The 14,633-nt window shown below is 66.8% G+C and carries 13 protein-coding genes; 10 read left to right on the forward strand and 3 right to left on the reverse strand.

Features of this window, described 5'->3' with window-relative positions; all coding sequences use genetic code 11:
* Positions 1–203: 203 nt before the first annotated feature.
* Both HPY83_18565 and HPY83_18570 read right to left on the reverse strand, forming a co-directional pair.
* Positions 204–1,118 carry an amidohydrolase family protein gene (locus tag HPY83_18565; protein NPV09952.1) on the reverse strand — a complete coding sequence of 305 codons (915 nt, stop codon included), beginning with the start codon at positions 1,116–1,118 and terminating at the stop codon, positions 204–206.
* Between the two features lie 79 nt (positions 1,119–1,197).
* Positions 1,198–2,229: a hypothetical protein gene (locus HPY83_18570; GenBank protein ID NPV09953.1), complete on the reverse strand. Its 1,032-nt coding sequence runs from the start codon at positions 2,227–2,229 to the stop codon at positions 1,198–1,200.
* Between the two features lie 211 nt (positions 2,230–2,440).
* On the opposite strand from HPY83_18570, the gene HPY83_18575 reads away from it, so the two are divergent.
* The 8 genes from HPY83_18575 to HPY83_18610 all read left to right on the forward strand — a co-directional run bounded on the left by HPY83_18575 (position 2,441) and on the right by HPY83_18610 (position 11,461).
* Positions 2,441–3,190 (forward strand): hypothetical protein, encoded by a 750-nt coding sequence (locus HPY83_18575; protein NPV09954.1) that lies wholly within the window; start codon positions 2,441–2,443, stop codon positions 3,188–3,190.
* Between the two features lie 278 nt (positions 3,191–3,468).
* Entirely contained in the window at positions 3,469–5,004 is a 1,536-nt protein-coding gene (locus tag HPY83_18580; GenBank protein NPV09955.1) for an efflux RND transporter periplasmic adaptor subunit, read from the forward strand.
* Positions 5,005–5,067: 63 nt separating this feature from the next.
* Complete coding sequence (locus tag HPY83_18585) at positions 5,068–6,252, forward strand: PDZ domain-containing protein (protein NPV09956.1); 1,185 nt, start codon at positions 5,068–5,070, stop codon at positions 6,250–6,252.
* A gap of 287 nt (positions 6,253–6,539) precedes the next feature.
* On the forward strand, positions 6,540–7,286 hold the full coding sequence (locus HPY83_18590; protein NPV09957.1) for an ABC transporter ATP-binding protein: 747 nt from the start codon (positions 6,540–6,542) through the stop codon (positions 7,284–7,286).
* Positions 7,286–8,533, forward strand: coding sequence for an FtsX-like permease family protein (locus HPY83_18595; GenBank protein ID NPV09958.1), 1,248 nt, complete (start codon positions 7,286–7,288; stop codon positions 8,531–8,533). The genes HPY83_18590 and HPY83_18595 overlap by 1 nt, the downstream gene beginning before the upstream one ends.
* 59 nt (positions 8,534–8,592) lie before the next feature.
* The gene (locus tag HPY83_18600) at positions 8,593–9,285 is read left to right on the forward strand and encodes a hypothetical protein (GenBank protein NPV09959.1); all 693 of its coding nucleotides are present in this window, start codon (positions 8,593–8,595) and stop codon (positions 9,283–9,285) included.
* Positions 9,286–9,408: 123 nt separating this feature from the next.
* Positions 9,409–10,113: a response regulator transcription factor gene (locus HPY83_18605; GenBank protein ID NPV09960.1), complete on the forward strand. Its 705-nt coding sequence runs from the start codon at positions 9,409–9,411 to the stop codon at positions 10,111–10,113.
* On the forward strand, positions 10,103–11,461 hold the full coding sequence (locus HPY83_18610; protein ID NPV09961.1) for a HAMP domain-containing protein: 1,359 nt from the start codon (positions 10,103–10,105) through the stop codon (positions 11,459–11,461). The genes HPY83_18605 and HPY83_18610 overlap by 11 nt, the downstream gene beginning before the upstream one ends.
* 58 nt (positions 11,462–11,519) lie before the next feature.
* Here HPY83_18610 and HPY83_18615 read toward each other — a convergent pair whose 3' ends face one another.
* Positions 11,520–12,266 carry a TIM barrel protein gene (locus HPY83_18615; protein ID NPV09962.1) on the reverse strand — a complete coding sequence of 249 codons (747 nt, stop codon included), beginning with the start codon at positions 12,264–12,266 and terminating at the stop codon, positions 11,520–11,522.
* A 776-nt stretch (positions 12,267–13,042) separates the two neighbouring features.
* Here HPY83_18615 and HPY83_18620 point away from each other — a divergent pair.
* On the forward strand, positions 13,043–13,387 hold the full coding sequence (locus HPY83_18620; GenBank protein ID NPV09963.1) for a helix-turn-helix transcriptional regulator: 345 nt from the start codon (positions 13,043–13,045) through the stop codon (positions 13,385–13,387).
* Complete coding sequence (locus tag HPY83_18625; protein NPV09964.1) at positions 13,387–14,532, forward strand: hypothetical protein; 1,146 nt, start codon at positions 13,387–13,389, stop codon at positions 14,530–14,532. Before HPY83_18620 ends, HPY83_18625 begins: the two co-directional genes overlap by 1 nt.
* Positions 14,533–14,633 lie beyond the last annotated feature (101 nt).

Raw genomic sequence — 14,633 nt, forward strand, 5'->3', positions numbered from 1 at the left:
GAGGGGGAGACAGGGAGACGCGGGGACGCGGAGACAGGGAGAGGGGTGATGCGAACGTCACTCCCGATTTCACGTCTCACTGCCTCCCCATCACCCCCTCTCTCCCTTTTCCCCTCTCCCCATCTTCCCATCACCCCGTCTCCCTGTCACCCCCTCTCCGTGTCTCCCCCTCTCCGCGTCTCCCCCTCTCCGCGTCTCCGCGTCTACACCGGGCGGATAATCCGCAGCACGTTCCCCCCGAGGATGGCGTTGCGCTCCTCCGGAGTGAGGTCCAGCTCCTCGATCAGGTCCCGGTGCGCCCGGTCCACGCCGAAGGTGGTACCGGCGCGGCCGTTACGGCAGGGGAAGTCGGTGCCGAGCAGTAGCTGGCGCCAGTGCCGGCGGGCGAAGGCCAGGGTGTAGGTCAGGTCGCGGCTCAGAGCTCGCAGTCCGGACCCGGCGGACACGTCGGCGTACAGGTTGGGGTACCGGGCCAGCATCTGATCCACGCGCCCCGGCTCCTCCACCGGCCCTTCGGGATAGGCGGTGCCCTCGGGTGGGTTGGCCGCCATGTGGGCCCACCAGGCCGGCCCGTGGGCAATGAAGCGAGTCCGCGGGAAGGCGCGCACCATCTCCTCGAACCCGTCAATGTCCCGGTTGATGTTGTCGTCCAGGTGGAGCAGCACCGGCAGGCCTGCCTCGCCGCAGAGGCCGTATACCTCTTGTATGCGGGGATCGTCTACCCGCATCGAGTCGGTCGGAGGGTTCGGCTTCCACTCCCCGAAGCCGCGGCAGCCGGAGTCCACCAGGCGTTTCACCTCGTCGGCATAGGCGAGACCGGGCTGCCGAGGGTCGAAGGTACCGAAGGGAATGAAGCGGTCCGGGTGTTCGCGGGCGTGTTCAAGGACGGTCTCGGTAGTGACGAACGGGGGCACCTGGGCGCCCGGCGGCACCGGCAGGGGCAGCAGCACCGCCATGTCCACCCCGGCCGTGTCCAGGTAGGCCAGGTTGGGTACCTTGTTCACCGCCTCCCGACAGGAAGGGGCGAAGGCGTAGGCGGGGAAGGGCGGCTCTTCGGGACCGTCCATGGTCCTGCCGATGGCGGCGGCGGTCAGGTGGGTGTGTACGTCTACGATCATGCGTGTCTCCTACTCCTTGGCTCTCTCGGTGTCCGAGTCCGCCGCGGCGGCGAGGCGCCCTGGTCCTGCTCCCCGGCGCTCATCCCAGGAGCGGGCGCACGTACTCCGGCGAGTAGCGCGCGGCCCGGTAGATGCCATGCCGGGCAGGGTACGGGCTGCGGTACTCCCACACCACTTCCTTGTCCGGCGTCACCTCGAACAGCCGGCCGGGAGCGCCCTCGCACACCAGCAGGTTGCCGTTGGGCAGGAGTTGTGCCCCCGAGATGTAAGCGCTGAAGAAGCTCTCCCTGGGGTCTGCCTGATACTCCCAGACGATCTCCTCCGCCAAGGGGTCCATGATGACCACCCGAGACCAGCCTCGCCGGGTGCCGTTGTCGAAGATCAGGATTCTGCCATCGGGCAGCATGGTGGGTTGATGCTGCCCGTCCAGCACCCCTGGGCCCCAGGCCCAGACGATGTCGCCCGTGTCCCGGTCAATCACCCCGATGACGTCCAGGCTGCGATAGCTGAAGAGGATGTTGCCCGCGCGGAACCGGCTGTCTCGCGCAGCGGAGGCATTATCGGGCATGGATTGGGTGGTGTTGTTGTGGGCCCAGTCGAAGGGGTAGTCCTTCTGGATGCGTTGCCCCACGTACTCCCAGCGGTCGCCCTCGAGCAACCGCTGCAAGTCCCGGTAGTGCTCCTCGCCGAACCATTCCCACACCAGCCTCTTGTCGCGGGTGATCTCGATCAGGTAGGGGCAGCGCTTCAGTTCCGGTCCAATCTCCGGCACCATCTTGTCCATCAGGCAGTGAATGAGCAGGTTGCCGTTCTCCAGCACCCGGTAATCGTGGTCTATGCGGCAGTGACAGGACCAGACCACGTTGCTCTGGGGGTCAACCTCCCGTAGGCCGGCCTGCTCGATGCTGGAGCGGTCGCGGGTGGAGTAGAGCAGATTGCCGTTCGGCAGGAGCTGCAGGAATTGGACTGCCGTCTTGGCGGTCCACTCGTGCGCCGGCCGGCCCTCCATGTCAATCAGGTACATGTGGGCCACTCCGCCGGCGCCCTCCTCGGGGGTCTCGTGAGTGTGGCAGAAGAGAGTGTACCCCTCGTAGGCTCGCTCGTCGGCCATGAGCTCCTCCTTTTCATCCGTCTGCCGCTGGCCTCAGGATAGCCCGCCTGGCGTCGGCAGTCGAGCCCGGCCCGCCGCCTGGCCGCAGAGGCCGGCCAAGCTTACGCCGTCCTCACCGGAGCTTCACCATTTCTTCATCGAGGTCAGCTACACTGGAGGAGCGTTGTGGAAGCCACAGCGTGAGTCCAGTGAACGATGGAGGTAGCGACCTATGAAGAAGGCACTGTCGTTGGGGGCGGTGGCGCTGCTGGTCACGGCGCTCAGCCTCTTCCTGGTGGGAACGGCGGTTGCCCAGGAACCGGAGGCGTCGCCCACGCCCGGGCCACGACCGTTCCTGGGGGGAGTCTGGCACCGCGTCTGCTCCGGAGCTGGGCTCCTCTCCGATGCCATCACAGATCTGCTGGGGATGACACCGGAGGAGATCGCGGCGGAGCAGGCCGCCGGCAAGACCCTGGCCGAGATCGCAGCAGAGAAGGGCCTGAGCGATGATGACCTGGCCGACGCGCTGCTCTCGTCCCTGAGGGAGGCCGTGGAAGAGGCGAAGGCCGAGGGCCGCATCACCTGGGAGCAGTTCGATAGGTTGTTCGCCCGGGGCCGATTTGGCGGCCGCGGAGCCAAGATGGGCTGGTTCGCCCCGGTCCCGGAGGCGATCACCGACTTGCTGGGCATGACCGCTGAGGAGCTGCACGCCGAACGGGCCGCCGGCAAAACCCTCTCCGAGATCGCGGCGGAGAGAGGGGTGAGCGATCAACAGCTCATCGACGCCCTGCTCGACTTCCAGAAGGAGGCGGTCGAGCGGGCACTGGAAGAGGGCAGGATCACCGAGGCCCAGGCCGAGTGGTTGCTGGCTCGGGAGCAGGCTGTGGCCCCCTTCACCTTGACCAACCCGTTCGGACCGGGCCCGTGGGACGGACGTGGCTGGCACGGAGGTAGGCTCGGTTTTCGGCCCTTCGTTCGTTAGCCCTGCCTTTCCGTTTCCCTGGCCCGGAGGGAGGAGCGCGGTCGCGAGACCCGCTCCTCCCTTCCCGTCATCGCTCTACAGAACGCTGATAGGCCGCAGCTTCACGCTGATTCACATGGAGAGGAAGACGAACGAATATCGGCGAAGATCAGCGTACGGTGTCAGTGTCATCAGCGTTCCAGCAGAGACCACCTGTCTTCACTAGAACTTCATACGATCTTCATAAGAACCCTACGCCGTCGTACCATACTCACGTCAGCCTCGCTGCCGAGGGAGCAATGAGACGCAGGAAGAAGAACCGCACCTACATCGTGGCCCTGGGCTTGGTGGCGGTGGCGGCCCTGGCCGTCAGCGCCTGGTACTACCGGGGTGGGCAGCTCTCCGGCGCCACCGCCACCGAGCCCGCCATGCGCACCGCCCGTGCCCGCCTGGGCGACATGCGCATCTCCCTCACCGGTGCCGGCTCGTTGGTCGCCGGGGCCGAGATGGACATCGGCTTCGAGACCAGCGGCAGGGTGACGGAGGTCCTGGTCCAGCTGGGCGACCGGGTAGAAGCGGGGCAGATCCTGGCTCGGTTGGACCGAGCGGATGCCGAGGCACAGGTGACGCAAGCAGAGCTAGGCCTCAGATTGGCCGAGCTGAAACTGGCCCAACTGGAAGAAGGGCCAGATGCCGACGAGGTTGCCACTGCGCAAGCCAACCTGGCCACAGCGCAGGAGAACCTGGCCTCCCTGCAGGCAGGCCCCGGCGAGGAGGAGCTGGCCACGGCCCGGGCCTCTCTGGCCGCCGCCGAGGAGAAGTACCGCGAGTTGCTGGCCGGACCCTCCGAGGAGAAAGCCCTCTCCGCCCGGGCCAGCCTGGAGAACGCTCGCCTGTCCCTGCAGCAAGCTCAGATAGAGTACGCCGAGGCAGCCCAGGACCCGGAGAAGAGCGCCGCCGCACGTGCCGCCTACGACAGAGCCCTACGCGAGTACGAGGTGGCCCAGGCCAGCTACGACGCTACCATGAAGGGCGCTAGCCAGTCCGAGTTGCAGAGCGCTCTGGCCCAGGTGACTCAAGCGCGGAACAACCTGGAGAAGCTCCTCGCCGGCCCGACGGCGGCGGAGCTCGCCTCCGCCGAGGCCCAGGTGGCTTCCGCCCAGGCCAAACTGGACGCTCTCCTGGCCGGGCCGACGGATCTGGAGAGGGAGAGCGCCGCCCTGGAGGTGGAGAAGGCCCGCTTCAGCCTGGAACAGGCCCAGCGTCAGCTGGAGGCCACCGAGCTCAAGGCGCCCATCGCCGGCACCATTACCGCCCTGGACCTGACCGTCGGGCAGACAGTCGGCACCGGCGCCGTTATCAGCCTGGCCGACCTCGATCACGTTCTGGTGCGCTTCTACATAGACGAGACGGAGATCAGCCTCCTTGCCCTGGGCCAGGAAGTAAGGGTCACCTTCGATGCCCTTCCCGGCCAGAACTTCACCGGCCAGGTGACTCGCATAGAGCCAGGCCTGAGGACCGTCTCCGGGGTACCCGTGGTCACCGCTTGGGCCAGCCTGGAGGTCCCCGAAGGCAGCCAAGCCAAGTTCATGGGCGACATGAACGCTGCCGTCGAGGTCATCGCCGCCGAGCGCCAGGGAGTGGTGCTGGTACCCATGGAGGCGGTGCGGGAGATGGGGGCCGGCCAGTACGCCGTGTTCGTCGTGGGGCAAGACGGTGAGTTAGAGTTGCGTCCGGTTCAGGTGGGCCTGAGCGATAACCTATACTATGAGGTCGTCAGTGGGCTCGAGCCCGGCGAGGTGGTAACTACCGGCACAGTGGACACAGGCGTCTGAGCCTGTCGGATGGAACCCCTTGCTGACACAAGAGCCAACACCTTTGGGTGAGGAGAGCAGCCCATGAAAGCCATCGGGCGATGGTTGTCGGCAGTGGCACTACTCATTGTGGCACTGGCACTGTGGCTTGAGCTGGGTCCGGTCCCGACTGGTTCCTCGGTGTCGTCGGCGCAAGGTACCGTCGCCACCGCCCCGCCAGTGGCCACCCCCGCTCCGCTGCCCCAGTCCGAGGCGGCAAACGCTTTGGAGGCCCAGGTGATCGCCGTCTACGAGGAGGCAGCCCCGGCGGTCGTCAACATCACCAGCCGGCGCATCGTCACCGACTTCTTCCTGCGAGCCATCCCTCAGGAGGGCAGCGGATCCGGCTTCCTCTGGGACAATGCGGGGCATGTGGTCACCAACTACCACGTGGTGGGAAACGCCCAGGACATCCTGGTGACCTTCGCCGATGGGCGCACATACGAGGCTGAGGTGGCAGGGGTGGATGCCACCAACGACCTGGCCGTCCTCAAGGTGGAGGCCGGCGCCGACCTGCCCCAGCCGCTGACCCTGGCCGACGCCTCGCAGTTGCGGGTAGGGCAGTTTGTCCTGGCCATCGGCAACCCCTATGGCCTCGATCACACCCTGACCGTGGGCGTCATCAGCGCCCTGGAGCGGGTGATCCAGAGCCCGGAGGAGGCCGGCTTCATCGGCGAGGCCATCCAGACCGATGCCGCCGTCAACCCGGGCAACTCAGGCGGGCCGCTCCTGGACCTGCACGGGCGCGTAGTGGGGGTCAACTCCCAGATAATCAGCCCCAGCGGCGCCTCGGCTGGCATCGGTTTCGCCGTCTCGTCTAGCACGGTGGCGCGGGTAGTGCCCGCCCTGATCGAGCAGGGCTACTACGATCACCCGTGGCTCGGCCTCGAGACGGTGGATCTGACCTCGTCCGCGATCCGCATTCTGAGGGAAGCGGGCATGGACGTGCCCGTGGACGCCGGCCTCATGGTGGTGAGCGTGGTGCGGGGATCCCCCGCCGAGAGAGCGGGCATCCGGGGGGCACAGCGGCAGGTTACTCTGGGCCGGTACCGCATCCCGGTAGATGGGGACATCATCACTGCTGTCAATGGAGTCCCGGTCAGGAACCAGGAGGAGCTCACCGTGTACCTGGAGACCAAGACCGTCGTGGGCGACATCGTGGAGCTGACCGTGATCCGTAACGGCATGGAGCGGCAGATCGCAGTGTCGGTCGCCGCCAGCCCCCAGTGATTCGACGAGGGCAGGCGATGAACGACCCGGGCCAGCCACCGAGCGCCCCGTGTGCCACCGCTATGGCACCCGCTGCCGTAGGGGCGAACCTCGTGTTCGCCCGCCCGGACCGCGGGCGAACACGAGGTTCGCCCCTACAATAGTCTGGTGAGCGGCGTGTCATGAGCAGCGCCGACCGCGCCAATTGCTAGTGTGAATCGAAAATGGAGCCGAAACCCAGTTCTCTCGACGACAAGGCCGTAGACCCCGCCGTCCGATCCAACCTGGGCGAGAACTCACACGGCAGTATGGGCAGGGCCGTGTCCTCTGACGACAGGCTATCTGGCGGTGCCGTCAGAGGAGAGCCAGTCGTCGAGACCCAGGATGTGAGCAAGGTATACCGCATGGGTCAGGTGGAGGTCAGGGCCCTGCAACACATCCACCTTCGGGTCGACCGGGGCGACTTCGTGGCCGTCATGGGTGCCTCCGGGTCTGGCAAGTCCACCCTCATGAACATCCTCGGCTGCCTGGACCGCCCCACCAGCGGACGCTACTTGCTGGAGGGCCAGGACGTCAGCGAGCTGGACAGAAACGAGCTGGCCATGATCCGGAACCAGAAGATCGGCTTCGTCTTCCAGCGCTACAATCTCCTTCCACGCATGAGCGCCCTCAAGAACGTGGCCCTGCCCCTGCTCTACTCTCCTGATGGCTACAGAGGGGATGAAGAAGGCCCCGAGGAGCGAGCCCAGCAAGCTCTGAATGCGGTGGGGCTGGGAGATCGAGCCCACCACCGCCCCAACGAGCTTTCCGGCGGGGAGCAGCAGCGGGTGGCCATCGCCAGGGCCCTGGTCAATAGCCCAGCCATCATCTTGGCCGACGAGCCCACTGGCAACCTGGACAGCCGCTCCGGCCTGGAGATCATGGCCCTTCTGGAGGGGCTACACCAGCAGGGGGTGACCCTCATCGTGGTTACCCACGAGGACGACATCGCCTCCTTCGCCCGGCGGATCGTTCGCCTGCACGACGGAGAGATCGTAGCCGACGAGGTGAGATGATGAGCACCTGGCAGACCTTGCAGACAGCCTGGGAGGGGGTGGCAGCCAACAAGATGCGCTCCTTCCTCACGGTGCTAGGGGTGGTCATCGGGGTAGCAGCCGTGATCCTGATGGTGGGTGTCAGCAAGGCCACCGAGGCTGCCATCGCCGAGACCATCAACAGCCTGGGCTCAGACCTCATCATCGTCAGCTCCGCTCGCTTCGGCCCCGCCATGGGGATGCGAGGCGGAGCCGCGGGCGGCAGCAGAGCGGGCCTCACCTACGATGATGCTGTCGCCATCTCCCAGGAGGTCAGGGGGATCGCCGGTGTGGCCCCGGAGCAGATCATGCCCGAGCAGACGGTGCGCTACAGCAACACCACCATAACCACGCTCCTGGTGGGCGCCACCGCCGACTACCCGATCGTGCGCGACGTGGCGGTGGGCGAGGGCCGCTTCCTCACCGAGCAGGACGTGCAGCGCACCAGCAAGGTGGCTGTGCTGGGATACGCCGTGGCGGAGGAGCTCTTCCCCCAGGGCGACGCCATCGGCCAGAGCATCACGGTGGGCGCGAGCAACGTTAGGCTGCTGGTGGTGGGGGTCATGGCCAAAAAGGGTACCGTGGCCGAGACGGACTACGACAACCGCATCTACGCCCCCATCACCCTGGTGTTCCAGAAGTTCACGCCTTCCATGATGGCCGCCATGATCGGGAACTCCCTGCGCTCTCTCTACGTCAAGGCAGAGAGCCAGGAAACCATGGAATCAGCTATAGCGCAGATAACTTCCTTGCTGAACAAGCGCCACAACATCGTGGACGAGCCCGATTTCCTCGTCCAGACCCAGGACGACATCATCCAGACGCGACAGGCGACCAGCTCCGCCTTTCGCAGCCTCCTGGCCTGGGTGGGGTCCGTGTCCCTGCTGGTGGGTGGCATTGGCATCATGAACATCATGCTAGTCTCGGTGACCGAGCGCACCCGCGAGATCGGCATCCGCCAGGCCATCGGAGCCCGACCCGGGGACATCCGCCGCCAGTTCCTGTTGGAGGCGCTCACCCTCAGCCTGGGCGGGGGGCTGATCGGGCTGGCCGCCGCCTACGCCATCGCCAGGTATGCCGGCACCCTGGGTGGCATGCGGGTACTGATCGTACCTGACTCAGTGGTGCTGGCCTTCGGCGCCGCCTCAGCGGTGGGGATCTTCTTCGGCTTCTACCCGGCCAACCGGGCCGCCCAGATGGACCCCATCGAAGCTCTGCGATACGAGTGAGGGGTAGCTCGCAAGCGCGATCTGCGGACGACAGAGAAACTGACTGGAAGGCACAAGCGATGAAGAGATCTTACTGGATAGCTGGGGGAGTCGTGGGTCTGGCCATGATCGCCGCATTGGCCACCTATTTCCTCATCGGGGCCGGCAACGTGGGCTCGGCCCTGGCGGGCAAGGCTGCGCCTGCCGCTCCGCCTTCACAGAACGAGGGGCTGGGGGCGAACCGGTTGGCCCTCGGCACCTTCTACCTGGAAGGGACAGGCATGGCGGTGACCCCCGAACAGGCCGCCAAGCTGCTGCCCTTGTGGCAGATGCTGAAAGCCCTGTACAGCAGCGATGCCTCCGCCCAGGCCGAGATAAACGCGGTGCTGACGCAACTGGAGAAAGGCATGACTGCCGAGCAAATGCAGGCCATTCGCGACATGAACCTGACCCCGGAGCAGATGGTGGAGCTAATGCAATCCCTGGGCATTGAGATGCAGACGCGACCGTCCGGTGAGGGAACTCAGGGGCAGATTCCCGGTGCCTTCCAGGGACAGCCCCCGGGGGTGATTGAGGGACAGGGCGGGTTCCGCGGTGGTGGCGTGGCTATCCCCGGGGGAGCGATGCCGTCCTTCTCCGAGGCCGACATCGCCGCCATGAGAGCCACCAGAGAAGCCAGCGGAGGCGCAGCGGAACGCATGATGGGCGGCAGGGCCAACACCGCGATCATCGAGCGGCTGATCGAAATGCTCCAGGCCCGGGCTGTCGGATAGGACTGAGATGAGGCCGATGAGAGGCTGATTCACGCCGATCGGAGAGAGAAACGAGGGAAAGATCAGCGCAGATCAGCGTGGTATCAGCGGCATCAGCGTTCCATTCCTCGACGAGAAGGCGAGATGACCAGACCAAGAATACTGGTCGTGGATGACGACCCCAAGATAGTGGCGGTGGTGAGGGCCTACCTGGAGAAGGACGGCTATCAGGTGCTCACGGCCGAGGACGGCTGCCGCGCTCTGGAGCTGACCCGCGAAGCGCGCCCGGACCTGGTAGTGCTGGACCTGATGCTGCCGGGCATGGACGGCCTGGACATCTGTCATGTGCTCCGGTCGGAGGGCAACCGGACGCCCATCATCATGCTCACTGCCAGGACCACCGAAGAGGACAAGCTGCTCGGGCTGGAAGAGGGAGCGGACGACTACGTCACCAAGCCCTTCAGCCCACGGGAGCTCCTGGCCCGGATCCGGGCCGTGCTGCGGCGCGCGGGCCCCGAGTCGGGAGAGGAGCCCAGCGTCTTGCGGTACGGGGCGCTCACGGTTGACCCAGTCCGGTACGAGGTCAAAGTGGGCGGCGAGCCAGTGACGCTCACCCGCACTGAGTTCAAGCTTCTGACCACTCTCATGTCCGAAGCGGGAAAGGTCTTCACCCGCTTCGACCTACTCGAGCGGCTGTTCGGGTACGACTACGAGGGACTGGAGCGGACGGTGGACGTCCACGTGATGAACCTGCGGCGCAAGATCGAGCCTGACCCCTCTCGGCCCACCTACATTCAGACGGTCTACGGGGTGGGCTACAAGTTCTCCGAGGAGCAGCGTGTTTCGTAGCCTGCGCCTACGCTTGCTTCTAGCCATGGCCCTGGTGGTGGCGCTGGCCCTGAGCACGGTGGCCCTGTTCGCCAGTCGCGCCACCAGCAACGAGTTCCAGCGATACGTCGAACACGGGGGCCTGGTGCGCTTCCGCCGGCTTCAGGCGTACCTGGCCACGTACTACGATCGGCAGGGACGGTGGGATGGCGTGCAGCCGCTGGTAGAGCAGATGGCCCAACTGGGCGGAGATCGGGTCATACTGACCGACCCGGAAGGGCTGGTGGTGGCCGATTCCGCCGGCACCCTCTCCGGGCAGTGGCTGCAGCGGATGCCCCCGGAGCCACCGGGTCTGATCGTGCTGGGGGGCCGGCCGGTGGGGGCCGTCTTCCTGAGGCCGCCGGACAACCCTGAGAACGGCAACCGCGAGAGCTCGTTTCTCACCTCGGTGAACCGATCGCTGCTGGTTTCAGTGGCAGTCACCGGATCGGCGGCGGTCCTCCTCGCCCTGGGGCTCTCTCGCCGCATCCTCCGGCCGGTGGAGGCGCTGACGCAGGCTGCCCGGGCCGTGGGCGAAGGAGATCTGAGCCGACGCGTGGCCGTGACTTCCGACGACGAGATCGGCGAACTGGCCCGGGCCTTCAACTCCATGGCCGAGAGCCTAGCCCGCCTAGAACAGGCCCGACGCAACCTGGTGACCGATGTGGCCCACGAGCTCCGCACCCCCCTGTCCAACCTAAGAGCCTACCTGGAGGGCATGTGCGACGGCGTCATCGAGCCCTCGCCGGAGGCCATCGTCTCCATTCACGAGGAAGCCCTCCTCCTCAGCAAGCTGGTGGACGACCTCCAGGAGCTCTCCCTGGCTGAGGCGGGAGCCATGAAGCTCTATCGCCGGCCCCTGGCCCTCCCGGAGACGGTGTCCAAAGCCCTCGCCGCCTTCAGGGAACAAGCCGCTACCAAGGGAATCTCCCTGGCGACAGACCTCCCCCCGAACCTGCCCCTGGTGAATGCCGACCCGGACCGGGTGGGGCAGGTGCTGCGCAACCTCCTGAGCAACGCTGTGGCTCACACCCCGGGCGGTGGTCACGTCTCACTGATAGCGAGGGTGTCGGGCACCGAGGTCCAGGTGACAGTGCAGGACGACGGAGTTGGCATCCCCGAAGAACACCTACCCCACATCTTCGACCGCTTCTACCGCGCTGACGACTCCCGTACCCGAACCACCGGCGGCTCGGGGCTGGGCCTGGCCATCGTTCAGCAACTGGTGCAGGCACACGGCGGCCGAGTCTGGGTAGAGAGCACCGAGGGTGAAGGGTCCCTCTTCCACTTCACCCTGCCGGTGGCGGAGGGAGACGCGGAGACGGGGTGAGGGGGAGAGGGGGAGACCGGCAGATGCGGGAAAGCCCTCCGATTGCTGCGACCCCCCCTCAGACGGACTCCCAGAGCTCAGCCAGGTACTGGTGCACCCGCGGTGCTTCTTCCCCGAAGTCGCGGAAACGGCCTCCGTTCTCCTCAACCGAGATGCGACCGTCGTAGCCCATCCGCTTCAGAGTGCGGAAGAACTCCCGGTGATCGAAGCCCGGCCCTTCCGGATTCTGAGCTAGCTCGTCGGGAACGGGAACGTGCACGTGCCTCAGCAAGGGGGCAGCCGCCACCAGGTTCTGCATCGGCTCCCGCTCCATGGCCATGTGGAACAGGTCGGCCAGGACCGCCACTTCTTCCCTGCCCGCCTCCCGAGCCAGCCTGACCGCTTCCTCCACCGAGTTCACCGTGTTGGTGGCCTTGGTGAACAGGGGCTCGATGACCACCGTCAGTCCCAGTCCTTGGGCGGTGTCAGCACACAGGCGACAGAAGGCCACCAGCTGCTCCCGAGTTCTCTCAGCATCCCAGTCGTCCGGCCTCCGCCGCGATGCCCCACTGCCGAACACCACCACCCGGCCCCCGACTCCGGCGGCTCGGGTCAGAGCACGGCACACGTAGCCCTGTAGCGCTGGCCAGTCCACCCCTGGGCCGACCACGCTGAGGTCGGCGGGGAGGAAGACGTTGAAGGCCTCGCAGGTCAGGGGCAACTGCGTCAATGCTGCCCCTATAGGCGCGAACGATTCGTCCGACTCCTGCGGGGCCAGGGCCCCCACTCTGGGTTCCAGGTAGGCGAAACCCGATCGGGCCGCCACCGAAGCCCTCTCCGGTGGAGCACAGCACCCAAGCCGCATCACTTACCTCCCTCGCTCATAGGCATCCGTTCCACCTTGTTGCCACTCTAGATGGCCCGGACGGCGACCACCCCGCTGGCTCCGGTACGTCATCCCGCCTGTAGCCGGCGTGTGGCCCTGTGGCATCTGAGCATGACCGGCATCATCGCCGCTGTGACCTCGGCGTCAAGTAGGGGCAGGACCACCGCGTCCGCTCGGGCGCAGGCGCGGTGGCCCGCCCCTACACCTGCATGTCGGCGAGGAGCGGTCAGCGTAGCGCAGCTCTGAGTAGCCCCTGCCCCTTCGTGTCATTCCGAGCCCCGTAGGGGCGAGGAATCCCCCAGCAAGGATAAAGGACCTCAAACGCGGTCTGGAGATGCCTCGCTGCCGCTCGGCATGACAGGCGGTCGGAATGGCGTCGCCGGGCTAGGCAAATGCGGCCAGCCGGAGATGCCTCGCTGCCGCTCGGCATGACAGGGGGGCGCGGGTATGGCAAGTGGGGGGGCGGGTGAGGCACGTGGGGGGCGAGTGTGGCAAGTGGGGTCTGCGCCGCAACCGCCCTCGGTCCCGAACGGCACGGACGGCGCCAGAGGCGCCCCTCGGCCGTGCACACATCGGTCGGCCTCCCTTCACTCCGAGTAACCCGCGCCCACAGGCGCCCGTCGGACAGACACCACCTACCGGACCAAGGCTGTCGTACCGGCATTATCCTGCTTGCCCAGCAGCGGTCCAGCTGCTACATTCATAACCACTCGCTTATGAACCAACCCAGCTCCCCCGACGATCTGGCCCTGGCCACCGCCCGCCTCCTCTCTTCGGAGACGCGCCTGCGCCTCCTGCGGCTGCTGCGCGCCCAGACCGGAGGTCGGCCCATGTGCGTCAATGCCCTGGCCTGCCGGCTGGGCGTGAGCCAGGCGGCCGTCTCCCAGCACCTGCGCCGTTTCGAGGAACTGGGGCTGGTGGTGCCCCGGACCACCGGCGTGCGCACTCACTACTACCTGGACGAAGCCGCCCTGGAGCGCTGCCTGGGCGCCATCAGCCAGGCGCTGGCATCGCCTGCGGAACCGGCCGACGCTCCGGCCCCGGTGAAAGGAAGTCGCTGATGGAGCGCGATCCCCGGCGCTACCGCGACTTCGAGTTCAACCTGCGGGAGCTGGCCGGCTCCATGGGCGATTTCGGTACCCTCTTCCCCCTGGCCATCGGCCTCATCGCCGTCAACGGCATGGACCCCACCGGCCTCTTCGTCATGCTAGGACTCACCAACATCGCGACCGGGCTCATCTACCGCCTGCCCATGCCGGTGGAGCCCAAGAAGGTCGTCTCCGCTGCCGCCATCGCCCAGGGCTGGCCGGCCTCCACCGTGGTGGCTTCCGGCCTAGGGCTCGGCCTCATCTGGTTCGCCATCGCTGCCACCGGCCTCGTGAGGCAACTGGTGCGCGTCACCCCCGTCTACATCGTGCGCGGCATCCAACTGGTGCTGGGAGTGGGCCTGGCGCTGGGGGCGGTGGAGATGTCGGCCTCCGAGCCCTGGCTCATGCTGGCCGCTCTGGTGATCATCTTCCTCTTCCGCCACCACCCCTACTCCCCTTCGGCTCTGGTCATCATGGCCCTGGGCGTGGGCCTCATGGCCCTGCGCGGGGACCTGGCCGGGCGGATGGCGTTCTCCCTCGCCCTCCCTGCCTTCGCCGTACCCAGCCTGCAGGATGTGTGGCACGGGCTTATCTGGGCCGGATTCGCCCAGATCCCCCTCACCCTCACTAACGCCGTCCTGGCCACCGCCACCATGATTCGGGACCCCTTCCCGGACAAGCCAGTCTCAGAAGAGAGGTTGATGGTGAACATGGGGGCCATGAACGTGGCTGGGTCCTTCTTCGGGGGCATGCCTATGTGCCACGGGTCGGGCGGCCTGGCGGGGCAGTACTACTTCGGGGCCCGCACCGGGGGCACCAACATCCTGGAGGGGCTGATCGAGGTCGCCCTGGGCGTCTTTCTGGGACGCTCGCTGCTGGGCCTGCTCAGCGCCTTTCCCCTGCCCCTGGTTGGCGGCATGATGCTGGTGGTGGGCTTCCAGTTCGCCCGGCCGGTGCTCAAGCTGCGGGGGGCGCCGCTGGCTCTATGCCTGCTCACCGCCACTATCTCCGTGGCCACCAACATGGCCGTAGGCTTCGCCGTCGGGCTGGCGGCCGCTCACCTCTGGCCTCGCCTCCAGCCCTTGATCGGCCGCTCGCCCCTCTCCCGGGGAGCGTAGCCCCGGTGCCCGGCACGAGGCCGCGGCGGGGCTGACTCGGCCGCGGCCTCGCGTCTCGCTGGCCCGCCGCGCCGCCCGAACGCGGTGGCGGGCCAACTGGC

This window comes from Anaerolineae bacterium (assembly GCA_013178015.1).
Classification (GTDB): domain Bacteria; phylum Chloroflexota; class Anaerolineae; order DRVO01; family DRVO01; genus Ch71.